This window comes from Sinorhizobium sp. NG07B (genome assembly GCF_002532005.1).
GTDB classification, from domain to species: domain Bacteria; phylum Pseudomonadota; class Alphaproteobacteria; order Rhizobiales; family Rhizobiaceae; genus Sinorhizobium; species Sinorhizobium fredii_C.
The window spans coordinates 102918-124679 of sequence record NZ_NWTD01000006.1 but is presented as its reverse complement, the minus strand read 5'-3'; the positions used below and the strand labels follow the sequence as shown (position 1 = coordinate 124679).

At 63.1% G+C, this 21762-nt stretch carries 20 protein-coding genes; 12 read left to right on the top strand and 8 right to left on the bottom strand.

Features of this window, described 5'->3' with window-relative positions; genetic code table 11:
* Positions 1 to 394 precede the first annotated feature (394 nt).
* The 5 genes from glmM to serA all read left to right on the top strand — a co-directional run bounded on the left by glmM (position 395) and on the right by serA (position 7047).
* The gene (gene glmM, locus CO664_RS20365) at positions 395 to 1747 is read left to right on the top strand and encodes a phosphoglucosamine mutase (protein WP_097539795.1); all 1353 of its coding nucleotides are present in this window, start codon (positions 395 to 397) and stop codon (positions 1745 to 1747) included.
* A 375-nt stretch (positions 1748 to 2122) separates the two neighbouring features.
* A complete protein-coding gene (locus CO664_RS20360) occupies positions 2123 to 2950 on the top strand; it encodes an outer membrane protein (RefSeq protein ID WP_037420010.1) in 828 nt (275 codons plus the stop codon).
* A 256-nt stretch (positions 2951 to 3206) separates the two neighbouring features.
* Positions 3207 to 4043: an outer membrane protein gene (locus CO664_RS20355; protein WP_097526639.1), complete on the top strand. Its 837-nt coding sequence runs from the start codon at positions 3207 to 3209 to the stop codon at positions 4041 to 4043.
* Positions 4044 to 4194: 151 nt separating this feature from the next.
* On the top strand, positions 4195 to 5373 hold the full coding sequence (locus tag CO664_RS20350; RefSeq protein ID WP_097539735.1) for a phosphoserine transaminase: 1179 nt from the start codon (positions 4195 to 4197) through the stop codon (positions 5371 to 5373).
* A 78-nt stretch (positions 5374 to 5451) separates the two neighbouring features.
* A complete protein-coding gene (gene serA, locus CO664_RS20345; protein WP_097539734.1) occupies positions 5452 to 7047 on the top strand; it encodes a phosphoglycerate dehydrogenase in 1596 nt (531 codons plus the stop codon).
* 103 nt (positions 7048 to 7150) lie between these two features.
* Here the strand turns inward: serA and CO664_RS20340 are convergent, their stop codons facing one another.
* Complete coding sequence (locus CO664_RS20340) at positions 7151 to 8041, bottom strand: DMT family transporter (RefSeq protein ID WP_097539794.1); 891 nt, start codon at positions 8039 to 8041, stop codon at positions 7151 to 7153.
* 205 nt (positions 8042 to 8246) lie between these two features.
* Between CO664_RS20340 and CO664_RS20335 the strand changes: the two genes are divergently transcribed.
* Together CO664_RS20335 and CO664_RS20330 are read left to right on the top strand one after the other, a co-directional pair.
* The gene (locus tag CO664_RS20335) at positions 8247 to 9545 is read left to right on the top strand and encodes an adenylosuccinate synthase (protein ID WP_037420007.1); all 1299 of its coding nucleotides are present in this window, start codon (positions 8247 to 8249) and stop codon (positions 9543 to 9545) included.
* A gap of 62 nt (positions 9546 to 9607) precedes the next feature.
* A complete protein-coding gene (locus tag CO664_RS20330) occupies positions 9608 to 11959 on the top strand; it encodes a hypothetical protein (protein WP_176536631.1) in 2352 nt (783 codons plus the stop codon).
* A gap of 78 nt (positions 11960 to 12037) precedes the next feature.
* Here CO664_RS20330 and rpoH read toward each other — a convergent pair whose 3' ends face one another.
* Entirely contained in the window at positions 12038 to 12943 is a 906-nt protein-coding gene (gene rpoH / locus CO664_RS20325) for an RNA polymerase sigma factor RpoH (RefSeq protein WP_097539732.1), read from the bottom strand.
* A 195-nt stretch (positions 12944 to 13138) separates the two neighbouring features.
* Entirely contained in the window at positions 13139 to 14167 is a 1029-nt protein-coding gene (locus CO664_RS20320; RefSeq protein ID WP_097526636.1) for an RluA family pseudouridine synthase, read from the bottom strand.
* A 29-nt stretch (positions 14168 to 14196) separates the two neighbouring features.
* Here CO664_RS20320 and CO664_RS20315 point away from each other — a divergent pair, with 29 nt between their 5' ends.
* Positions 14197 to 14580 (top strand): hypothetical protein, encoded by a 384-nt coding sequence (locus CO664_RS20315; RefSeq protein ID WP_097526635.1) that lies wholly within the window; start codon positions 14197 to 14199, stop codon positions 14578 to 14580.
* Between the two features lie 4 nt (positions 14581 to 14584).
* The gene (locus CO664_RS20310) at positions 14585 to 15418 is read left to right on the top strand and encodes an RNA methyltransferase (RefSeq protein ID WP_097526634.1); all 834 of its coding nucleotides are present in this window, start codon (positions 14585 to 14587) and stop codon (positions 15416 to 15418) included.
* Between the two features lie 19 nt (positions 15419 to 15437).
* Here the strand turns inward: CO664_RS20310 and CO664_RS20305 are convergent, their stop codons facing one another.
* Together CO664_RS20305 and CO664_RS20300 are read right to left on the bottom strand one after the other, a co-directional pair.
* Positions 15438 to 16595, bottom strand: coding sequence for a hypothetical protein (locus CO664_RS20305; protein ID WP_097539731.1), 1158 nt, complete (start codon positions 16593 to 16595; stop codon positions 15438 to 15440).
* A gap of 158 nt (positions 16596 to 16753) precedes the next feature.
* Positions 16754 to 17347, bottom strand: coding sequence for a DUF1134 domain-containing protein (locus CO664_RS20300; RefSeq protein WP_050988267.1), 594 nt, complete (start codon positions 17345 to 17347; stop codon positions 16754 to 16756).
* A 311-nt stretch (positions 17348 to 17658) separates the two neighbouring features.
* Between CO664_RS20300 and CO664_RS20295 the strand changes: the two genes are divergently transcribed.
* Both CO664_RS20295 and CO664_RS20290 read left to right on the top strand, forming a co-directional pair.
* Positions 17659 to 18303: a histidine phosphotransferase family protein gene (locus CO664_RS20295; RefSeq protein WP_176536630.1), complete on the top strand. Its 645-nt coding sequence runs from the start codon at positions 17659 to 17661 to the stop codon at positions 18301 to 18303.
* A 259-nt stretch (positions 18304 to 18562) separates the two neighbouring features.
* On the top strand, positions 18563 to 18925 hold the full coding sequence (locus CO664_RS20290) for a response regulator (protein ID WP_037388773.1): 363 nt from the start codon (positions 18563 to 18565) through the stop codon (positions 18923 to 18925).
* A 192-nt stretch (positions 18926 to 19117) separates the two neighbouring features.
* Here CO664_RS20290 and ctrA read toward each other — a convergent pair whose 3' ends face one another.
* The gene (gene ctrA, locus CO664_RS20285) at positions 19118 to 19819 is read right to left on the bottom strand and encodes a cell cycle two-component system response regulator CtrA (RefSeq protein ID WP_012709262.1); all 702 of its coding nucleotides are present in this window, start codon (positions 19817 to 19819) and stop codon (positions 19118 to 19120) included.
* A gap of 443 nt (positions 19820 to 20262) precedes the next feature.
* Here ctrA and CO664_RS20280 point away from each other — a divergent pair, with 443 nt between their 5' ends.
* Entirely contained in the window at positions 20263 to 20613 is a 351-nt protein-coding gene (locus CO664_RS20280) for a hypothetical protein (protein ID WP_037419987.1), read from the top strand.
* A 119-nt stretch (positions 20614 to 20732) separates the two neighbouring features.
* Here the strand turns inward: CO664_RS20280 and CO664_RS20275 are convergent, their stop codons facing one another.
* Together CO664_RS20275 and CO664_RS20270 are read right to left on the bottom strand one after the other, a co-directional pair.
* On the bottom strand, positions 20733 to 21014 hold the full coding sequence (locus CO664_RS20275; RefSeq protein WP_037419985.1) for a GNAT family N-acetyltransferase: 282 nt from the start codon (positions 21012 to 21014) through the stop codon (positions 20733 to 20735).
* A gap of 159 nt (positions 21015 to 21173) precedes the next feature.
* Positions 21174 to 21449: a DUF1153 domain-containing protein gene (locus CO664_RS20270; protein WP_003527546.1), complete on the bottom strand. Its 276-nt coding sequence runs from the start codon at positions 21447 to 21449 to the stop codon at positions 21174 to 21176.
* Between the last annotated feature and the right edge of the window lie 313 nt (positions 21450 to 21762).

Genomic DNA, 21762 nt, shown 5'->3' with positions numbered 1-21762 from the left:
GCAAGTCGCCCAAAAGTGTGCAGCAGTTTTGGGATAACGACTGTACAAGACAAAGACCTACAGCGCGCCGCGTGAATACGTTTGAAACGCGGCGCGTTTAGAGTCATCGCCAAGCACGGCGCGCTTGGTAACGCCCTGTAATGATTTCTGATGGTAGTGTTGCTGCCGTTTGTTGTGCATTTGTGTCAAAGATGGCGCAAAGCCGCCCCATTTACCGTTTCGACGGGAAGGGGCTTACTATAGTTGAAGCGAGGGGAGGAAGCGCGGCCGCGTTTCCAGTCCCTCTTCGAAAGGCCCGCAGGCGAGGTCCGGGGACATGAAGACTAGTCGCGGAACACGCAACCAGACGCGCCCGGCAAAAGAGATCCTGCCGAAGCAGGACGATGGAGTTCTTATGAAGCGCAAGTATTTCGGCACCGATGGTATTCGCGGCCAATCCAATATATTCCCGATGACCGCCGATCTCGCCATGCGCGTCGGCGTTGCGGTCGGAACCATTTTCCGCAACGGCGCGCATCGTCACCGCGTGGTGATCGGCAAGGACACGCGACTTTCGGGCTATATGCTGGAAAACGCCATGGTGGCGGGCTTCACCGCCGCCGGTCTCGACGTCTTCCTGCTCGGGCCGATCCCGACGCCTGGCGTTGCGATGCTGACGCGGTCGCTCCGCGCCGATATCGGGGTGATGATCTCGGCCTCGCACAACCCGTTCCGCGACAACGGCATCAAGCTGTTCGGGCCGGACGGCTACAAACTCTCCGACGACATCGAGGAAAAGATCGAGGAGCTCATCGACCAGGACATGTCGGGGCAGCTTGCCAAGCCCGAGGACATCGGCCGGGCCAAGCGCGTCGACGGTGACATCTACCGCTATATCGAGCAGGCGAAGCGCACGCTGCCGCGCGACGTCACCCTGAAGGGACTGAGGATCGCCATCGATTGCGCGAACGGCGCCGCCTACAAGGTCGCTCCCCTGGCGCTTTGGGAACTCGGTGCCGAGGTGGTATCGATCGGCACCGAGCCGAACGGCGTCAACATCAATCTCGAATGCGGCTCGACGCATCCGGAGGCCCTGCAGAAGAAGGTTCACGAGGTGCGGGCCGACATCGGCATTGCACTCGACGGCGACGCCGACCGGGTGCTGATCGTCGACGAGAAGGGCACGGTGATCGATGGAGACCAGCTGATGGCGGTGATTGCCGACAGCTGGGCGGCCGACGGCATGCTGCAGGGCGGCGGCATCGCGGCCACCGTCATGTCGAATCTCGGTCTCGAGCGCTATCTCCAGACGCGACGGCTGAAGCTCCACCGCACCAAGGTCGGCGACCGCTATGTCGTCGAACAGATGCGGCAGGACGGGCTGAACGTCGGCGGCGAGCAGTCCGGCCACATCGTCCTTTCCGATTTCGGCACGACGGGGGATGGCCTCGTCGCGGCGCTGCAGATCCTCGCCGTCGTCAAGCGGCAGGGCAAGGCCGTGAGCGAGGTTTGCCGACGCTTCGAGCCGGTGCCGCAAGTCTTGAAGAATGTCCGCGTTTCCACGGGCAAGCCGCTGGAACATGAGTCGGTACGCCAGGCGATCGCCGACGCCGAAGCGGAGCTCGCCAAGGGCGGCCGGCTTCTGATCCGCCCTTCCGGCACCGAGCCCCTGATCCGCGTGATGGCGGAAGGCGACGACCGCGGCAAGGTCGAGCGCATCGTCAACGAACTGGTCAACGTGATCGGCAGCGTGCGCAACGCCGCCTGACCGAAGCCGCCTTCCGGATCGACGAAGGCGCGGCCTTCGCTGGCCGCGTCTTCACTGATGCATGCCGCCCAAAACTGTGCCGCGGTTTTGGGATGACGACAGGCACAAAACAAAGACCTAAAGCGCTCCGCGTGACTACGCTTGAACGCGACGCGCTCTAGTCTCATGTCCAGGTCGCACGTACGTCCTGCACGCGGGCATTGTCACCGATTCATGCCTGAGTGCCGCGAATACTTCAAATCTTTAATATTCACGGTAAATTTTTGTAGTTAATCGAGGCTTAACCTTTCCCGGGCACTATCCTGCCGAGCATCTCGTCTGATTGTATCTATTCGGATCGGCGAGCGAGGGTATTCCAGCGTATTGGGGTGGGGCATGAAGAGGATTTTTGGTGGCGTTGCTGCTGCTTTGCTCAGTGGCACGTCGGTTTTCGCCGCAGATGTCTATCAGCCGCCAGCAGAGCCGCCTTATGTCGAGCAACCGGTTGAAGTCGTCGAGACGAGTGGCTGGTATTTGCGAGGCGATGTCGGCTACGCTTGGAACGATCTGCGCGGCGCGCATTTCTTCCAGGGCTCCAACGCAAGTCTGGTCGACTTCGACAGGGCCGATCTCGATGACTCCTACGTCCTCGGCGGCGGTGTCGGCTATCAGATCAACAACTATCTGCGCGCAGACGTGACGCTTGATTACCTCGGCGAGGCGGATTTCACGGGCTCGACCAGCGGCAGCTGCGGTGTCGCTGCCAACTGCGTGTCGACCGATATCGCTTCGATGTCGGCATGGAGCCTGTTGGCCAATGCCTATGTGGACCTTGGAACCTACGGCTCCTTCACACCCTATGTCGGCGCCGGTATCGGCGGCACGCGCGTGAAATGGGGAACGTTGCGCAACACGAGCTGCGACGCCACCGATCCGACGAACTGCGATCCGACCGTCGAGCATGACGGCCGGGCCAAGTGGCGCTTTACCTATGCGTTGATGGCCGGCACGGCGGTGGACCTCACCTGCAATCTCAAGGCAGACGTCGGATACCGTTTTCGCCATATCGACGGCGGCGACATGTTCGGTTTCAATCTCGGCAGCGGTCCCGGTTTCGACAAGGACATCTATGTCCACGAGGCGCGGGCCGGTCTTCGCTACACGTTCGGTAGCCCATGCGAAGCCGCCTACGTGCCGCCGGCCGAACCCATCGTGTACAAGTAGGAGCCACAACCGGCGGTTAAGGGGCTCCGGCCGGAGCCCCTTATCAGCATTAATAAGTTGAAGCTTCGTCTTCGCCACGCGCGCCCATGCTGCCCCGCCAGCTGCTGTGTAGTACCTGGAATTGCTGCATGCCGTGCGACGAGAGGCATTCGTTAAAAGTTTCCCAATCAACATGCTTAACCGCTGGTTAACTTGTCCCTGCCAATAGTTAACGAGGCACTTACGGGTGGCGTTGACGACTGGCGAGGCATGCGACATGGACTGGCGGAACGGAATTCTCGGTATCGCTCTGAGCGCTGGCCTGCTCTTGGCCGACGCAGCCGCGGCGAACGACGAAGATCTGCTCGACGCGCCGGAGATCACGATCTCCACCGAAAAGGAAGCGGGCAGCCGCCTCTATCTGCGCGGCGACATCGGCTATGCGGGCTGGACAGGCGAGGGCGATCCCTTCTATCGCAATTTCAATAGCGGCACCGGCAGCTACAGCAATGTTCCATTCGACGACGCCCGTTTCGATGAGCCGGTCTCCGGCACGATCGGCGTGGGCTATCGGATCACCGACGTCTTCCGCGCCGATCTGACAGCCGAATATTTCGAAGGCCGTTTCAACGGCTCGTCGCTTACCGCAGGCCCTTGTGCGGGCGAGGGGGCCGGAACGTCCTGCGCACTCTCCCAAAGCGGCAATTTCTCCGCTCTCGGGCTAATGGCGAACGGCTATGTCGATCTGGCGACGCTCGCCGGTTTCACGCCCTATGTCGGCGCCGGCATCGGCGCGACGCATATCGACTGGAAAACGGTTCGCGAAAGCTCGACCTGTATCGCCGGCGGCGGTGCCTGTTCCGGGGCGGCGGCGGGAGGTTCCTATGAGGGTCGCGACAGTTGGCGGTTCACCTATGCGGTGATGGCGGGTCTCTCCTACGACGTTACCGACCGGCTAAAGTTCGACATCGGCTATCGCTATTCCCGCATCGCTGAGGGCGACATGTTTGGCTTCGGCGCCGAGGCGCTTGCCGGTGCAAGCGGCAGCAAGGGCCATGATGACGGCCTTTCCCGCCACGAAATCCGCGCAGGCTTGCGGTTCGCACTCTGGTAGGGCTCCGTCTGCAACACAGCACGATGTGCTCGAAGCGCCAAAAATCGTGTCATACGCGACACAAGCCGCTTGACATCCTCTCTGCGCCACAATATTTCGGACGGCGGGACACCCCTCCCCAACGAGGGGCTTCTATCTGAGAGGATAGCATATGACGAAACCTGCCAAGCCGGACGTGCGCCCGGCAAATACCCATTTTTCTTCTGGTCCTTGCGCCAAGCGTCCCGGATGGACGCTCGAAGCTCTCTCCGATGCGCCGCTCGGTCGTTCGCACCGCGCCAAGATCGGCAAGACGAAGCTCAAGCAAGCCATCGATCTTACCCGTGAAATTCTCGAGGTGCCCGGCGACTACCGCATCGGTATCGTGCCCGCTTCTGACACCGGCGCCGTCGAGATGGCGCTGTGGTCGCTGCTTGGCGCGCGAGGCGTCGACATACTCGCCTGGGAAAGTTTCGGCGCCGGCTGGGTCACCGACGTGATCAAGCAGCTGAAGCTTCCCGACGTCCGCCGCTTCGAGGCCGACTACGGCGAACTGCCGGATCTCTCAAAGGTCGATTTCGACCGCGACGTCGTCTTCACCTGGAACGGAACGACTTCGGGCGTCCGCGTCCCGAATGCCGACTTCATTTCCGCCGACCGCAAGGGCCTGACGATCTGCGACGCGACCTCGGCCGCATTCGCGCAGGAACTCGACTTCGCCAAGCTCGACGTCGTCACCTTCTCCTGGCAGAAGGTTCTGGGCGGCGAGGGCGGCCATGGCGTGCTGATCCTCAGCCCGCGCGCGGTCGAACGGCTGGAAAGCCATGTACCGGCCTGGCCGCTGCCGAAGATCTTCCGCATGACCAAGGGCGGAAAGCTGATTGAGGGCATCTTTACCGGCGAGACGATCAACACGCCGTCGATGCTCTGCGTCGAGGACTATATCGACGCGCTTCTCTGGGCGAAGTCGGTCGGCGGCCTCAAGGGGCTGATCGCGCGGGCCGATGCCAATGCCGACCTGATCCACCGTTTCGTCGCCGCCAATGACTGGATCGCCAACCTGGCCGTCAAGCCGGAGACCCGCTCCAACACCTCTGTTTGCCTGAAGATCGTCGACCGCGACGTGACGGCCCTCGATGCCGATGCGCAGGCCGCCTTCGCCAAGGGCCTCGTCGCGCTTCTCGACAAGGAGGGCGTCGCCTTCGATATCGGGCACTATCGGGATGCTCCCTCCGGCCTCCGCATCTGGTCCGGCGCGACGATCGAGGCGGCCGATATGGAAGCGCTGATGCCGTGGCTCACCTGGGCATTCGAGACCCAGAAAGCGACGCTCTCGCAGGCCGCCGCCTGATCCGACGCGACCGTTTCGCTCTTCTTAAGGGCGAAGCCACTCCAATTCCGTTCAGACACTGTTCCAAGGAGGCCTTTCATGGCACCTCGCGTTCTCGTATCCGATGAACTTTCGGAAACCGCCGTTCAGATCTTCCGCGATCGCGGCGTCGAAGTGGATTTCCAGCCGAAGCTCGGCAAAGACAAGGAGAAGCTTGCCGAGATCATCGGCAATTACGACGGTCTCGCCATCCGCTCCGCCACCAAGGTGACGGAAAAGCTGATCGCCGCGGCGGCCAATCTCAAGGTCGTCGGCCGCGCCGGCATCGGCGTCGACAATGTCGACATTCCGGCCGCCTCGCGCCGCGGCATCATCGTCATGAACACGCCCTTCGGCAACTCGATCACCACGGCCGAGCACGCGGTCGCGCTGATGTTCGCGGTCGCCCGTCAGCTTCCCGCCGCCGACAATTCCACCCAGGCCGGCAAGTGGGAAAAGTCGAAGTTCATGGGCGTCGAGATTACCGGCAAGGTGCTCGGCGTGATCGGTGCCGGCAATATCGGCTCGATCGTCTGTGCCCGTGCAATCGGTCTCAAGATGCACGTGCTCGCCTATGATCCGTTCCTGTCGAAGGAGCGGGCGGAGGAAATGGGCGTCGTCAAGGTCGAGCTGGACGAACTTCTCGCGCAGGCCGACTTCATCACCCTGCACGTGCCGCTGACCGACAAGACGCGCAACATCCTCAGCGCCGAGGCGATTGCCAAGACCAAGCCGGGTGTGCGCATCATCAACTGTGCCCGCGGCGGCCTCGTCGACGAGAAGGCGCTCGCCGATGCGCTGAAGTCCGGCCATGTCGCCGGCGCGGGCTTCGACGTCTTTGAGGTGGAGCCCGCCACCGAAAGCCCGCTCTTTGGCCTGCCGAACGTCGTCTGCACGCCGCATCTCGGGGCCTCGACCACCGAGGCGCAGGAGAACGTGGCGCTGCAGGTGGCCGAGCAGATGGCGGACTATCTCGTCAAGGGCGCCGTCACCAACGCCATCAACATGCCGTCGATCACCGCCGAGGAAGCGCCGATCCTGAAACCCTTCATCCGCCTCGCCGACGTGCTTGGCGCCTTTGTCGGGCAGGCGACGGAAAGCGCCATCAAGGAAATCGAAATCCTCTATGACGGGTCGACCGCAACAATGAACACCAAGGCGCTGACCAGCGCCGTTCTCGCCGGCCTGATCCGTCCTCAGGTGGCTGACGTCAACATGGTCTCCGCACCGATCATGATCAAGGAAAAGGGCATCATCCTTTCTGAGGTCAAGCGCGACAAGACGGGCGTCTTCGACGGCTATATCAAGCTGACGGTGAAGACGGCGAACCAGACCCGATCGGTCGCCGGCACGGTCTTCTCCGACGGCAAGCCGCGCTTCATCCAGATCAAGGGCATCAACCTCGATGCCGACGTCGGCAACCACATGGTCTATATCACCAACACCGACGTTCCCGGCATGATCGGCTTCATCGGCACGACCCTCGGCGATGCCGGCGTCAACATCGCCAACTTCCAGCTCGGTCGCGAAAGGCAGGGCGGTGACGCGATCGCGCTGCTTTACGTCGATGGTCCGGTTTCCGAGACGGTGCTCGACAAGCTGCGCGCCAACGCGGCGATCCGCCAGGCGAAGCCGCTGGTGTTCAACGTCGATTGAGCAGCCACGCTGTTCCAGCTTGGATATGAAATGCAAACGTGCCGGCCCCATCCGGCGCGTTTCTCTTTTGAGCGCTCACCATGGGCCGCGATAAAGCGTGCCGTCACTTCGGCGGCCTCGGCCGGCCGTGTTCGGCGATCGCGATGCCGCCGAGGACGAGCAGCAATGCCACCAGATGATAGGCGTGAAACGTCTCGCCGACGAGCAGAACGGAAAGCAGCGTTCCATAGACCGGGATGGCGTTGATGAACAGGCCGGCGCGGTTGGCGCCGATCATTTCGACGCCGCGGACATAGAGAACCTGTGACATCAGCGACGGAAATATCGCGGCATAGAGCACGATCGCCCAACCTGTCGCGTCCGGCACGATGGCGCTGCCGCTTTGAGCTTCCCAGACGAGCAGCGGGATGGAACTGATGAGCGCGCCGAAGGCGGGTGCCGCGATGAAGCTCTGCCAGTGCATCGCCGGTTTCCAGCGAAGAGTGACCGTATAGACGGCGTAGACGATGCAGGCGAGGATCATCAGCCCGTCGCCGAAATTGAACTTGAGCCGCATCAGGCTCGCGAAGTCGCCATGGGCGGCTGTCGTGAGCACGCCGATCAGCGTCACGGTGAAGCCGACGACCTGCGCGATCGAAACCTTCGTCCGGAAGAACACGAAATTGAACAGGAAGATCAGCATCGGAATGCCGGCCTGAAGGATCACGGCGTTGATCGCACTGGTATATTTCACCGCCGAATAGAGGAAGGCGTTGAACATCGTGAAACCAACCGCGCCATAGGCGAGCAGCTGCAGCCAGTGGCGGCGAATCTTGTCCCAGTCACGGCGGATCTGCGGCGTCATCAGCGCAAGAATGACGCTGAGCGCGACGAGCCAGCGCAGCGTCGTCAGCATCATCGGGCTGACGTGCCCGACGGCCATCTTGCCGGCAACCGAATTCCCGCCCCAGAAAAGCGCGGTGATGGCGAGATAGAAATAGGCTTTGGAATTCACGGCGCTGCGATCCGCATGGAGGTGAAATGGATTGCCGAACCGGCGGGAGAGTTCGCAGATATAGGCGCTAACGCCATATCTTGTCATGCAAAAAGGGCCGGGCCCCGGGCATAACGGGGTCGCTTTCCGAAAGACAACACAGTATAGATGCGCGGGTTTGAGAACAGCGCAACGTCCTCGTGCGCGCGTGAACAGGAAGAGAAATATGACGAACGTCGTGGTGGTCGGATCCCAATGGGGTGACGAAGGCAAAGGCAAGATCGTGGATTGGCTCTCGGAGCGCGCCGACATCGTAGTGCGCTTCCAGGGCGGCCACAATGCCGGCCATACCCTGGTGATCGACGGCGTCAGCTACAAGCTGTCGCTGCTTCCCTCCGGCGTCGTCCGGCCCGGCAAGCTAGCCGTCATCGGCAATGGCGTCGTCATCGATCCGCATGCGCTGATCGCGGAGATCGACAAGCTCGGCAACCAGGGCGTCAAGATCACGCCGGACAACCTGCGCATCGCCGACAATGCCACGCTCATCCTGTCGCTGCATCGCGAACTCGACGGCTTCCGCGAGGACGCTGCCTCGAACAGCGGCACCAAGATCGGCACGACCCGCCGCGGCATCGGCCCGGCCTATGAGGACAAGGTCGGCCGCCGGGCCATCCGCGTCATGGATCTCGCGGACCTCGACACCCTGCCGGCCAAGGTCGACCGGCTGCTGACGCACCACAACGCGCTGCGCCGCGGGCTCGGCGAAGCGGAAATCAGCCACCAGGCGATCATGGACGAACTCTCCTCCGTCGCCGCGCGCGTGCTGCCGTTCATGGACACGGTCTGGCTGTTGCTCGACAGGCAGCGCCGCAAGGGCGCGCGCATCCTGTTCGAGGGCGCGCAGGGGACGCTGCTCGACATCGACCACGGCACCTATCCCTTCGTCACCTCCTCGAACACGGTCGCCGGTCAGGCGGCCGCCGGTTCCGGCATGGGACCGGGCGCGCTCGGCTATATTCTCGGGATCACCAAGGCCTATACGACGCGCGTCGGCGAAGGACCGTTTCCGACCGAACTCAACGACGAAATCGGCCAGTTCCTCGGCGAGCGCGGCCACGAATTCGGAACCGTCACCGGCCGCAAGCGCCGTTGCGGCTGGTTCGATGCCGCCCTGGTGCGCCAGTCGGTCGCCGCCAACGGTATCACCGGCATCGCGCTCACCAAGCTCGACGTGCTCGATGGCCTCGACGAGCTCAAGATCTGCGTCGGTTATACTCTGGACGGACAAGAGATCGATCATCTTCCCGCAAGTCAGGCGCAGCAAGCTTCGGTAAAGCCAGTCTATATTACGCTCGAAGGCTGGAAGGAATCGACGGTCGGCGCCCGCAGCTGGGCCGATCTTCCGGCACAGGCGATCAAATATGTTCGCCAGGTCGAGGAACTGATCGGCGCGCCCGTCGCACTGCTTTCGACGAGCCCGGAGCGCGACGACACAATACTTGTGACGGACCCGTTTGAGGACTAGTGTCGGCGCAAGGAAGCGGCGCCGCATTGCGGCTGCATGACTAGGATTTGAGAAAGCATCTGATGGCGGATTTTGTTGCAGTTATTCGCAGGACCGTTGACGGCCTGTCGGAAAACACACCCGAAATGCGGGGCAGGGTCTACGAGAAGGCGCGCAGTGCCGTGCGCCGCCAGCTCGAGAACATGTCCCCGCGGCCATCGGACGACATGATCAATCGCCAGTTGAACAAGCTGGAACTGGCGATTTCCGAGGTCGAAAACGAACACGCCGAGGCCCTGCCGGCAATCGAAGAAGCCGAAGCACCCGAACAGCCCGAAGTGCTCGAGCCGGATGCAGCCGAAGCGTCCGCCGAACAGGAGGCTGCCGCTCCGGTCTCGCCGGAGCCGGCGCCGGTTCCGGCCGAGGCTGCCGAAGTTGAGCAGGCCGTCGCCGAGGAATCCGTAGAAGAGGCGGCGCCGGAGGCTCCGCAAGCCTTCGAAGAACCGGTCCCGGCCGATGAGGTCGTTCCCGCCGCTGCGCGAGAGGTGCCGGAGCACCGGGAAGCCGAGCCCACCCTGGCCGCCGCGGGCGAGCACGAACAGGAACCGCCTGCCACAAGCGAGGAACCGGAAGCCGTCTCGGCCGAGCCGCAGTGGGGCGCAACGGTAGAGGAATACGTCCCGGCGGAGGAACTCTCTCCGGCCGAGGAAGCCCCGCCGGTGGCGGAAGTCGATAGCTGGCAGCAAGCGCCCGCCGAGGAGGCAACCGCCTCCGAGCCGCAGACGGAGGAATTCGACCGCGACGAGCCGCCGGTCGAGCCCGTGGCAATTGGAGGCCCTGAGGAAGAGAGGGTTCCGGAAGAGCCGGTCGGCGAAGAGGCTCCACCGGCTGAGGCGACACCGGCGAAACAGGAACCTTCGGAATGGGCGCTGCCGGAGTGGGAGGACGTCCCGCCCGCCGCAAGCGCCGGTGAAGAGCCTCCGGCATCCGAGGCGCCGCGCCAGGAGGCGTCCGGCCCCGAGCGGCTCGGCATGCATCCGGTGGAGCCCGAGACAAGCGCCCCGGCTCCGCGGCCGGCTGAGGCGGAGACGGCGCAGGCCTGGTCCTTCGACGACAGCGATCCCTTCGCTGCGCCCGCCGACACCAGAAAGGACAAGCCGGCTGAGCCGGAGGTCTCTGAATGGGCCTGGCCCGTGGAGAAAGCGCCGACCGCTTCGAACGAAGAGGAGCGCGCCGGCACCGCATGGGATCACATCGATGATCTGCTCGGCCTCGATGAGGCCGGCCGGAGGGCGAACGACTCGGACGCTGCCGCCAAGGAAGACGACCAGGTCGGCGACGTGGCGCCGGCGGCCGTATCGCCGCGGCCTGCCTCCTACCGCGTTGCTCCCAAGCCATCCCGCTTCAACGTGAAAAGCCTGGCAATCGCTGCGCTGATCCTGCTTCTCCTTGGCGGTGGCGGCTTTGCCTATTGGGTGAACAGGGAAGCGGGCAATGCCTGGCTTTCCGCAATGCTCGCGAAAATCATCCCCGCCGGTCCGGAGACGCAAACGCCGCCCGGCCGCGAGGGCGAGCCTGCCGTGCAGCCGGGCGAACAGTCCGGCGCCCAGGAAGGTACGGCATTGCCGGACGACAAATCGAGCAAGTTTACCCAGCGTTTGCTTGCCGATGGCTCCGAGCGCGACGAAGGGCCCGCCGGCGCGAACGGCAGCGAAATAGCGCAGGAGGGCAAGTCCGTCGCCCCGCAGACGGAGGCCGGCCAGCCGCAGGGCGCCGCGGCGGGGCCTGAGCAGGCCGCCGCCCAGCCCCAACAGCCCGCCACCAACCAGGACAGCGGAGCGCCGCAGACCGAAGTTTCCATCGCCGACGGCGAGAAAATGTTCCTCTATGAGGAGCGGCTTGGCCAATCTTCGCCCACGGCAGTTCCGGGCGCTGTCGCCTGGTCCATCAAGGAGGAGTCTCCAGGCGGCGACGCCAAGCCCGAGCCGGCGATCCAGGCCCAGATCACCGTTCCGGACCGGGGCATGACGGCGCTGATGACGATCAAGCGCAATGTCGATCCGTCGCTGCCGGCAAGCCACGTGATCGAATTCGTCTTTTCGCTGCCCGAGAACTTCGAGGGCGGTGCCATCGAGGGCGTGCAGCGCGTATCGATGAAGCGCACAGAGCAGGATCGCGGTGACCCGCTCATTGCCGTCCCGGCGAAGATCACCGACGACTTCCACATGATCGCGCTCAACGATTTCGCGGAAGCGGTCGGCAGCAACACCGAACTCTTGCGCAGCCGCAGCTGGATCGACATCCCGATCACCTACCGCAACGGCCGCCGCGCCCTCTTGACCCTTGAGAAAGGCGCCAGCGGCACGGAGGCCTTCAGTAAGGCCATGCAGGCCTGGAGTTCGCTCGGCAGCGCGGCCGCGGCGAGCGGCCAGTAAGAAGACCGAGACAAACACAAAGGCCCGGCTGGATGGCGTCCAGCCGGGCCTTTGTTTGTTCTGAAGGCGTGAGGTCGATCAGGCGCCCTCGACGACCCGGAGCGAATTGGCGCGCTCGAGTGCCGCCTTGCGGACTGCTTCCTGGACCTTCTCGAAGGCGCGGACTTCGATCTGGCGGACGCGCTCACGGCTGATGTCGAATTCGGTCGAAAGATCTTCCAGCGTCACCGGATCTTCGGTCAAGCGACGCGCCTCGAAGATGCGGCGCTCGCGGTCGTTCAGGACCTTCATCGCGTTGGCGAGCAGGGCGCGGCGACTTTCGAGCTCGTCCTGCTCGATCAGGATTTCCTCCTGGTTGTCGTGCTCGTCGACCAGCCAGTCCTGCCACTGTCCGGAGTCGCCTTCGCTGGCCTTGATCGGCGCGTTGAGAGACGCGTCGCCGGAGAGGCGCCGGTTCATCGAAACGACCTCGTCCTCGCTGACCTTCAGGGTCGTCGCGATTTCCTTCACCTGCTCCGGCTTGAGATCGCCTTCGTCGAGAGCCTGAATACGGCCCTTCAGCCGCCGCAGATTGAAGAACAGGCGCTTCTGGTTGGCGGTCGTGCCCATTTTCACCAGCGACCAGGAACGCAGGATATATTCCTGAATGGCCGCCTTGATCCACCACATGGCATAGGTCGCCAGGCGGAAGCCGCGATCGGGCTCGAACTTCTTGACGGCCTGCATCAGGCCGACATTGCCTTCCGAAACGACTTCGCCGATCGGCAGGCCGTAGCCGCGGTAACCCATTGCGATCTTGGCGACGAGGCGCAAATGGCTCGTCACCAGCTTGTGGGCGGCGCTGCGGTCGCCATGCTCCTGATACCGCTTGGCGAGCATGTACTCTTCCTGCGGTTCGAGCATCGGAAATTTGCGGATTTCGTCGAGGTAGCGGTTGAGGCCGCCCTCTCCAGCGGCAATGGTCGGCAGCGTGTTGCGGGCCATGAAGCACCCCCTTTGTGCATCTCCGGCCTCCGGGACGGCAGGCCGGGCGTGGGTCTTCGTCCAGACCCCACGAGGCTAGAAGATAAGTACGGCGAAAGCATGATTCAAGGAGTCCGGTTTCACGCTATCGTGAGACCGGAGGAAGGAAGATTTCCTATTGAAGCGTCCCTAAAATCGGGATTCTTCACAGCGATTTCAAGAGGCTGCGCGAAGGGCGGCGACCAGTTCCTGCATGTCCGCCGGCATCGGTGCTTCGAAATGCATCGTGTCGCCGCTGGCAGGGTGCTCGAACTGCAGCATGAAGGCATGCAGCGCCTGCCGGGAGAAGCGGTTGACCACGCCCTTGGCGGCTTCGGGCAACAGGTTAGCCTTCGTCCGGAAGGCGGCGCCATAGTCGGGATCGCCGATCAGCGGATGACCGATATGGGCCATGTGGACGCGGATCTGGTGCGTCCGGCCGGTTTCCAGATGGCATTCGACGATTGAAGCGAGACAGGTGCCGTCCGGCTTCTCGTGATAGCGCTCGACCACTTCGTAGTGGGTGATCGCTTCGCGCGCATCATCGCTCTCCTCGCGCTTGACGGCGCGTTTCGTGCGGTCGCCGGCCCGGCCGAGGGCGGCATTGATCGTGCCCTTCAATTGGCGGGGGCGGCCCCAGACGACCGCCTGATAGGCGCGCTCCAGCGGCCCGGTGCGGCCATGGTCGGCAAACTGGTCGGAGAGATGCCGGTGGGCGGTGTCGTTCTTGGCGACGACCATGACGCCGCTCGTTTCCTTGTCCAGCCGGTGAACGATGCCCGGCCGTCTGACGCCGCCGATGCCGGAAAGGCTGTCGCCGCAATGGTGAATGAGGGCGTTGACGAGCGTTCCCGTCCAGTTCCCAGCACCCGGATGGACGACGAGACCGGCCGGCTTCACCAGCACGATCAGATCATCGTCCTCGAATAGAACCTCGAGCGGAATGTCCTCGCCCTTGGGTTCCGGATCCTCGGGCGCGGGCAGGGCGATCTCGAAGCTGTCGCCCGGGTGCACCTTGCGCTTGGGTTCGAGCACCGTGATGCCGTTGATCGAAACGGCACCCTGTTCGATCAGGGCCTTGATGCGGTTGCGGGAGAATTCGCCCGAAAGCGCCTCCGTCAGAAACGCATCCAACCGCCCGGCGGCATTCTCGTCGGCGCTCAGGACTTTCCTATTGCCGGTCGCTTGTTTAAAGGGATCGTTCATTCCGTTTCAATTCCGACAGAAAGCCAGCCATGACCGCGATCGAGCCCGACGAACAGGAAGACAAGCCGCTTGACCCGGCGATGGAGAATGTCCGCCGCAAGATGGTGCGCCTGCAGCTCGTTTCGGCCGGCGTGATGTTGATCATGCTTATGGCCGTCCTCGGAACGATTGTCTACAAGCTGACGCGGAGCGACGGCGCTGCGGAGGCGACGCCGCCGGCGGTCAGCGTGCCGGGCGATGCGCCGCTGACCGCGATTGCGGCGCTGCCGGCCGGCTTTTCGGTGACCAATGTGGCGCTGTCCGGTTCGCAGGTGCTGTTCTATGGCAGCCTGCCGGACGCAGAACCCCGTGCGATCGTTTTCGACATAAAGGCGGGACGCATCGTCGCCGACGTCACCGTCAGGACGCAGTGACGAGATGGTCGCGGCACCGCTTCCGATCCGCATCGAGGATCCGTCGGACCCGCGCATCGCCGCTTTCCTGTCGATCAAGGAACGGGATCTCACTGGCCGGCAGGGCCGCTTCATTGCCGAAGGCACGGTCGTCCTGCGGATGCTGGCGGCCGCGCACCGCTCCGGGCGCGGCATCATCGCCGAGGCAATCCTGCTGCTCGAAAACCGGTTTGACGGCGTCGCAGAGCTGCTTGCACAATTCCCCGCCGATGTGCCGGTCTACGTGGCCGATGCCCGGGTCTTCGACGCGATCGCCGGCTTCAACATGCATCGCGGTGTTCTGGCGCTCGGCCGATCCGATGCGATGCCCGGCCGTGACGCCCTCATCGCCGCCCTTCCTACCGCAAGCCTCGTGCTTGCCGCCTGCGGCATATCGAACCATGACAATATGGGATCGCTGTTCCGCAATGCCGCCGCCTTCGGCGTCGACGCAGTGCTGATGGATGCATCGAGCTGCGATCCGCTGTACCGCAAGTCGATTCGGGTGTCCGTCGGATCGGCGCTGACGCTCCCCTTCGCGCGCGAGGGGACGGCCGCGGACCTGATCGAAAGGCTTCATGCCGCCGGGTTCGCGATATGGGGCCTTTCGCCGCGCGGCGAGACGGACGTCACAAAAATTCCGCCGTCGCCGCGCACGGCATTGCTGGTCGGGACGGAAGGCGAGGGGCTGCCGGCGACGATCCTTTCCGCGGTCCGCACCGCGCGTATCCGCCAGCGTCCGGGCCTCGACAGCCTGAACGTCGCCATGGCCGCGGGCATCGCGCTGCATCAGGTCGCCAGCGCCAACGGTCGAATCTGAGGGGAAGCCCGAGCCGCCTTCATTCAGGCGGCAGCATTTCCTTGGCCCGCGTCGCCAGGCTCTTGCCGGCTCCCGGCTGCCCCGCCTCCTCTCGGCCGAGAAGGCCGTGGATCGGCGAGGACGAGCCTTCCCGCGCAGCCGTGAGCGCCACCATGCCGGCGGCGATCTGCGCCATCTCCTCGCGCAGCGCCTCGTCATGGGCCGCAGACTTCGAATTGGCGAGGCGTTCCGATAGCGCCGTCGCGCGGTTGCGCAGGTCGTCGGAGAGGACGGTGGGATCCACACTATGCTGCGCGTCATGCGCCCCCTCGATCGGTACCCCTTGCGCGGCAGGGTGCTGTTCCACGCGCTTCGGCGGCTTGGCGCCGGCCAGGCGCAGCGCTTTCGTCGCATCGCGGATTTCCTGGTTTGCCGCCTTCACCCGCATTTTCAGCCGCTCGATTTCTTCCGCTCGCCGCTCGAGCGCGCTTTCGCGGTCGGCATTGGCGGCCGCTTCTCGGGCGAGCTTGGTTTCGAGCTGGCGTACGCGGTTTTCTTCGCGGCCGAGGCGCAGCTCCATTTCGCGAGCCCGGGCGTTTTCGCCCTTGAGACTGGCGCGTAAGGCTTCGCGCTCGTCGCTCAGACTGGCGGCCCGGCTCCTCAGATGCTCGATCTGCGTTTCGCGCGCCGCGAGGTCGATGCGCAGGTTGTCGAGTTCGGTCGCCTGCCTGTCGAGCTGGCCGTTCAAGGCGCGGATTGTCTCGTTCTTGGCGCCGGTGTCGCGCTGCAGGTTGTCGAATGTCGCCCGCATGTCGGCGATCCGCAGCTCGAGCTGGCGGATGGTCGACCGCATGTCGGCGGCCTCGACGTTCATGTCGGCAAGTTGCGTGTGGAGGTCGGTATTTTCGCCAGCCAATCGCTGTGCCTCGGTGAGCGCCCTTTCCTTCTCCAGCATCAAGGCCACGCCCTTGTCGCGCTCGCGGCGGAGCGTCTGCGACATCTTCGCGTTCTCGACGGCGAAGGTGGCGCGCGCGGCGTCCCTCTGGGCGCGAACTTCCTGTGGGCTGAGCGGCATCGTCGCTTTCAAACGGTCCTCGGCGAAGCGGACGATGCGCTTTTGGATGGCCGGCGCGACCAGCAGGCCGATAATGGCCGCCGTCAGGAAGCCCAGGGCAAAGAGGAGCGCATATTCAATCACGTGCTGGCCGTTTCAAGTCTGGACCGATGCATCCATGGCGGTTGGGCAGTTTCCTTCCGTCTTCTGCAGTAAACACGACGGCCCGAAAGCTGCAACAATTACTGCAGGATTGCACGCCCGCTACGCGCTCCAGAGAACTTACATGCGGCCTTTTGGTATCAGAACGGGTTCCAGGTCGGCTGCTGTGTCAGCTTCAGATAGCCGACATTGAGGCCGAGCCTTGCGCCGATTCCGGTGCGGATCGGCACGACGACGACGTGTTCGTCGGTCAGCACCGTCATGCCGACGCCGGCGACGACGTAGGCCGAGCCGGAAACGCCGCCGAAGCGCTTGTAGAGCGCCGGGACGCTCGACAGGTTGTAGACTAGCATCATCGCCCGGCTGCCCTGCCCGCCCCAGTCGAGCCCGAGGGAGGGGCCCTGCCAAAACACACTATGCTGGCCGACATTCTTGGTGTGGAGCTCGCCCTCGCCATAGGTGAGGCCGGCGATGAAGGCGCCGGACCCTTCCTGGCCGAGGATATAGCCGTTCGGCAGGCCGTAGCGCTCGAAGGCGCGCTCGACGACCTTGGCAAGCCCGCCGGAGGTCTCGCCGAAGAAGCCGTGGCCAGCGTCGACGATCTCCTGCATCGTGTACTGGCTGCTATTTGGAGATTGGGCGAGCGCGGCGGACATCAGGGCGCTGCTGAACAGCAGGATTGTCGTCAGAATGGCGCGGACGGCCATTGCGGTTGCCTTCATGATCGGCTGCATCGTTTCCTCCGTCAGGCGCGAATGCGGCTCGCGGGCCGGCCGTCATGACCAGCTCATGCATCGGTTGCGCGGGCCAGCGCGGGTCTCGAACGCGTGCACCTGATCCGCTTTCCGTAGTTCCACTCGAAATCCGGGGGTGCCCTGACAATTTGAACCGATCCTCTTAATAATCGGTTTACCAAATGTGATGTCATTATGGCCTATTGATCGGCGCGGGCCACGTGGCTATGCCGGGCCCGGGCGAAGACCTCGCCGGGCGTGGCGGGGAACGCAAGGCGTCGATATGCTGATGGAACCGAACGGGAAGAATGATGGCAAAGAATCCGAACCTGACGTTGACGGGACCCGATCTGGCGGCGCTGCTCTGTAGCCGGGTGTGTCACGACATCATCTCGCCGGTCGGCGCCATCAATAATGGTCTCGAACTCCTGGACGAGGGCGGCGCCGACGCCGATGCGATGGACCTGATCCGTACCAGCGCGCTCAATGCCTCGGTGCGGCTGAAGTTCGCGCGGCTTGCCTTCGGCGCCTCCGGCTCGGTCGGAGCCTCGATCGACACCGGCGAAGCGGAAAAGGCCGCCAAGGACTTCGCCGCTGCGGAAAAGAAGACCGAGGTGACTTGGAACGGCCCGCGGGCGATCATCGCCAAGAACCGCGTCAAGCTGCTGCTGAACCTCTTCCTGATTGCCTATGGTGCAATCCCGCGCGGCGGCTCGATCGACATCACCCTGGAAAACCCGGAGTTCGATGCGGTATTTACCCTTGTCGCAAAGGGGCGAATGATGCGCGTTCCGCCGCGGCTGACCGAACTCCTTTCCGGCACCCCCGAGGAAGCCGTGGACGCCCACTCGATCCAGCCCTATTATACGGTCCTGCTCGCCGAGGAAGCCGGCATGCTGATCGATGTCACGTCGACCGGCGAGGAGATCGTCTTCACCGCTCGCACCGAGGCCTGATCCACTCCGCCCGCCAATCACGCCCGTGACATGAAAAGAGGTCTCCATCGTCCGCGACGGAGGCCTTTCTCTTTTCTCGGGTGCCGAAGTCCCGCTGCTCTCAACTCCGCCGAGGGTTTCACAGGTCTCGGCGGATTATTGCTTTGCGAGAAATGAAAATCGGCCGTCAACCGTGGCGGTAACGGTTTCTTTGCCAAATCTCTCTAGTTTTGCTTCATGGACGCCTTTTGGCGTCCGATGAGGCCTGAAGGAGTTGGACATGCGGCGCTTGATGATTGCCGATGGCTCGGATGTGGTGAGGAAGGTCGGGAAGCGCATACTGTCGGGCATGGGTTTCCTGGTGTCCGAAGCGCCGAGCAGCCTCGAGGCGCTCGTCCGCTGCGAGGCCGAACTGCCGAACATCCTGATCGTCGACTCCGGGCTCGAGGGCGCCCTCGACCTCATCGCCAATATCCGCCGGCTGCCCGAGGGCGCGTCGGTGCGCATCTATTATTGCGTCGTCGAAGCGGATCTCAGGAAGATGATGGCCGGCAAGCGGGCCGGGGCGGACGATTTCCTGCTGAAGCCCTTCGACCGGAAGATTCTGACGAGCGTCTTTGCCAGTCAATCCATGGCCGCCTGACGCATTCGCATAGCGCAGATCCGAGCGTCGCAGCCGCGGTATGTACCGCGGCTTTTTGCATTCGCGGAAAATGAAATGGGCGAGGGCGGTTTTTCGAACAGGACCAAATCCTGTCTCACAACGCAAAAACCCGCCGTGCGGCGGGTTTGCGGGGGAATAGGTCTGTGTTCGGCGGTGACGCCCGCCCGGAAATCAGGCGGTTTCCAGGTAATCGTTGCCGTCGGGCTCGCGCAGCACATAGCCGCGGCCCCAGACCGTCTCGATATAATTGGCGCCGCCAGCGGCATTGGCGAGCTTCTTGCGCAGCTTGCAGATGAAGACGTCGATGATCTTCAGTTCCGGCTCGTCCATGCCGCCATAGAGGTGGTTCAGGAACATTTCCTTGGTGAGCGTCGTGCCCTTGCGCAGCGACAGGAGCTCGAGCATCTGGTATTCCTTGCCGGTCAGATGCACGCGCTGGCCGCCGACTTCCACCGTCTTGGCGTCGAGGTTGACGATCAGCTCGCCGGTGGCGATGATCGACTGGGCGTGGCCCTTGGAGCGGCGAACGATCGCATGGATGCGGGCGACCAGCTCGTCCTTGTGGAAGGGCTTGGTCATGTAGTCGTCGGCGCCGAAGCCGAGGCCCCGGACCTTATCCTCGATGCCGGCCATGCCGGAGAGAATGAGGATTGGGGTTTTGACCTTCGACAGGCGCAGCGTTCTCAACACCTCGTAGCCCGACATGTCCGGCAGGTTGAGGTCGAGGAGAATGATGTCGTAGTCGTAAAGCTTGCCGAGATCGACGCCCTCTTCCCCGAGATCGGTGGTGTAGACGTTGAAACTCTCGGACTTGAGCATGAGCTCAATGCTTTGCGCCGTCGCGCTGTCGTCTTCTATCAGTAGAACCCGCATAGTCTTCCCCTTTTCCGCCGCCCAAGGTCGTCGTGGCCCCCTTACGCGATACGGATCCAGTCGTTGCCTGATTTGGAGGCTGCCACCAAATGGTTAACAAATTCTGATTCACTCTGGCAAGGTGTATCGAAAATGTTAAATATTTTTAGCAGTCTCCTGATTTTAAAGGTGAATCTGAAACGGCACTCTTCATCCGAAAGATGAGGAAATGCCGCTATCTGACTCTTTCGACTCGTAAATGCCGCAGGCGCCACATTTCGTACCTCAGCATTTACGGAGCCTTAAATCATCGTACCTATGATTAATGATGCCCGTAAACGAAAGGTTACCAGCGGTAGGTATTTGTTAAGACCGCAGTCGTTTTTTGTTTCCGGCCCGCGCGGGCCGGTATTCGGGCGCAGGAATCGGTAACCGGGGTCTCGCTATCCACGGGAGTATTGCGTATGAAAGCACGTGAGAGCCTTACCCGCCTGAAGGAATTTCAGGTGCGGGAGAAGCAGCGTCAGTTGACCCAGCTTCAGATGATGATGTCCGAGTTCGAGCGGATGACCAAGGAACTCGAAAGCCAGATCGTCTTCGAGGAAAAGAAGTCGGGAATCTCCGATCCGTCGCATTTTGCCTATCCGACCTTCGCCAAGGCGGCGCGCCAGCGTGCCGACAATCTCCAGGTGTCGATCCGTGAGCTGAAGGTGCAGCAGGACGCGGCCGAACTGGCGCTTGCCGAGGTTCAGGCCGAGTATGCCAAGGCCGCAGCCCTTGAGGAGCGGGATTCGTCGGCCCGGCTTCGCGCCTGAGAAGAGGCGGCCGCTCGGCGTGAGCCTCGACCGCACCGACGGAGGGCCTGCTTTGGGAAACACAAAGGCCCGCTTCCCTTTCGGGAGGCGGGCAATCGTCTTACCAAAGATGCCGGCGGCTATGCCTGGACGGCGTCCTGCCAATCCGGATGACGCATGACCTGTGCGCGCATGAACGGGCAGAGCGGAATGATCTTCCAGCCGCCCCGGCGCGCTTCCTCGACCGCGTGTCTTGCAAGCGCCTGTCCCACGCCCTTGCCGCGCAATTCGTCCGGCACGAAGGTGTGATCGATGATCACGAGCTGCGGCGACGATCTGGAATAGGTCATTTCGCCTGTGTGTCCTTCGACCGTCGCCGCATAGCGGCCCTTGGTATCCGTCTTCTCCTCAGTGATCTCCATATAGGGCTTCCTTTGCCTTGGCCGCTCTTCGAGCCGATGCTAAGCGATAATCCCGCAAGATACAGCTGACTTTCGACTGCGGCGCATCTTAGAAACGGAACCGGCGGCTGCGGGAGGTCCCGAGCCGCCGGTTCGATGTATGGCCCTGTCGCGGATGGATCAGTGGCGATATTGCTGGATGCGGGTGGTGCGCAGGCCGGCGAGACCGTGGTCGTTGATGGAGGACTGCCAGGAGAGGAATTCCTCGACGGTGAGGGTGTAACGCTCGCAGGCCTCTTCGAGGCTCAAAAGGCCGCCACGCACGGCAGCGACGACCTCGGCCTTCCGGCGGATTACCCAGCGCCGGGTGTTGGCCGGCGGCAGATCCGCAATCGTCAGAGGACTGCCATCGGGGCCGATGACATATTTCACGCGTGGTCGCATCATTTCGGTCATGGGACTCTCTACACAAACTCAAGACCATATGGAGGCGACCTTAGCTTGCCACATTTAACATTTGCCTAAGTGGCCGGTAACAATTTGCTCATAATTTGAGACACCTCGGAGCCACTGAGAGCCGCGGAGAACGTCAGGCAGGCGTGCGGCCTCGGTCGGCAACCTGCACGGCCCGCACGCCTGCGCTCTTGCCCCGCGAAGCACAAGTTTCTATATGTCGCGGCACAGAAAGCCGAAGCAAGGCCGCCGGCACAATCGTGATCAGCGCGCCGCCTCTAGGTGCGGCGCGTCATTGGACGCGCAAAGGCCGCTG

Bases quoted from the DNA above. Each gene is read 5' to 3' on its own strand.
- CO664_RS20320 (WP_097526636.1), bottom strand. From the start codon at position 14,167: ATGAACGATCCCTTTAAACAAGCGACCGGCAATAGGAAAGTCCTGAGC.
- CO664_RS20295 (WP_176536630.1), top strand. From the start codon at position 17,659: ATGGCAAAGAATCCGAACCTGACGTTGACGGGACCCGATCTGGCGGCG.
- CO664_RS20350 (WP_097539735.1), top strand. From the start codon at position 4,195: ATGACGAAACCTGCCAAGCCGGACGTGCGCCCGGCAAATACCCATTTT.
- CO664_RS20275 (WP_037419985.1), bottom strand. From the start codon at position 21,014: ATGGAGATCACTGAGGAGAAGACGGATACCAAGGGCCGCTATGCGGCG.
- CO664_RS20355 (WP_097526639.1), top strand. From the start codon at position 3,207: ATGGACTGGCGGAACGGAATTCTCGGTATCGCTCTGAGCGCTGGCCTG.
- glmM (WP_097539795.1), top strand. From the start codon at position 395: ATGAAGCGCAAGTATTTCGGCACCGATGGTATTCGCGGCCAATCCAAT.
- CO664_RS20360 (WP_037420010.1), top strand. From the start codon at position 2,123: ATGAAGAGGATTTTTGGTGGCGTTGCTGCTGCTTTGCTCAGTGGCACG.
- serA (WP_097539734.1), top strand. From the start codon at position 5,452: ATGGCACCTCGCGTTCTCGTATCCGATGAACTTTCGGAAACCGCCGTT.
- ctrA (WP_012709262.1), bottom strand. From the start codon at position 19,819: ATGCGGGTTCTACTGATAGAAGACGACAGCGCGACGGCGCAAAGCATT.
- CO664_RS20270 (WP_003527546.1), bottom strand. From the start codon at position 21,449: ATGACCGAAATGATGCGACCACGCGTGAAATATGTCATCGGCCCCGAT.
- CO664_RS20330 (WP_176536631.1), top strand. From the start codon at position 9,608: ATGGCGGATTTTGTTGCAGTTATTCGCAGGACCGTTGACGGCCTGTCG.
- CO664_RS20290 (WP_037388773.1), top strand. From the start codon at position 18,563: ATGCGGCGCTTGATGATTGCCGATGGCTCGGATGTGGTGAGGAAGGTC.
- CO664_RS20315 (WP_097526635.1), top strand. From the start codon at position 14,197: ATGACCGCGATCGAGCCCGACGAACAGGAAGACAAGCCGCTTGACCCG.
- CO664_RS20310 (WP_097526634.1), top strand. From the start codon at position 14,585: ATGGTCGCGGCACCGCTTCCGATCCGCATCGAGGATCCGTCGGACCCG.
- CO664_RS20300 (WP_050988267.1), bottom strand. From the start codon at position 17,347: ATGCAGCCGATCATGAAGGCAACCGCAATGGCCGTCCGCGCCATTCTG.
- CO664_RS20335 (WP_037420007.1), top strand. From the start codon at position 8,247: ATGACGAACGTCGTGGTGGTCGGATCCCAATGGGGTGACGAAGGCAAA.
- CO664_RS20280 (WP_037419987.1), top strand. From the start codon at position 20,263: ATGAAAGCACGTGAGAGCCTTACCCGCCTGAAGGAATTTCAGGTGCGG.
- rpoH (WP_097539732.1), bottom strand. From the start codon at position 12,943: ATGGCCCGCAACACGCTGCCGACCATTGCCGCTGGAGAGGGCGGCCTC.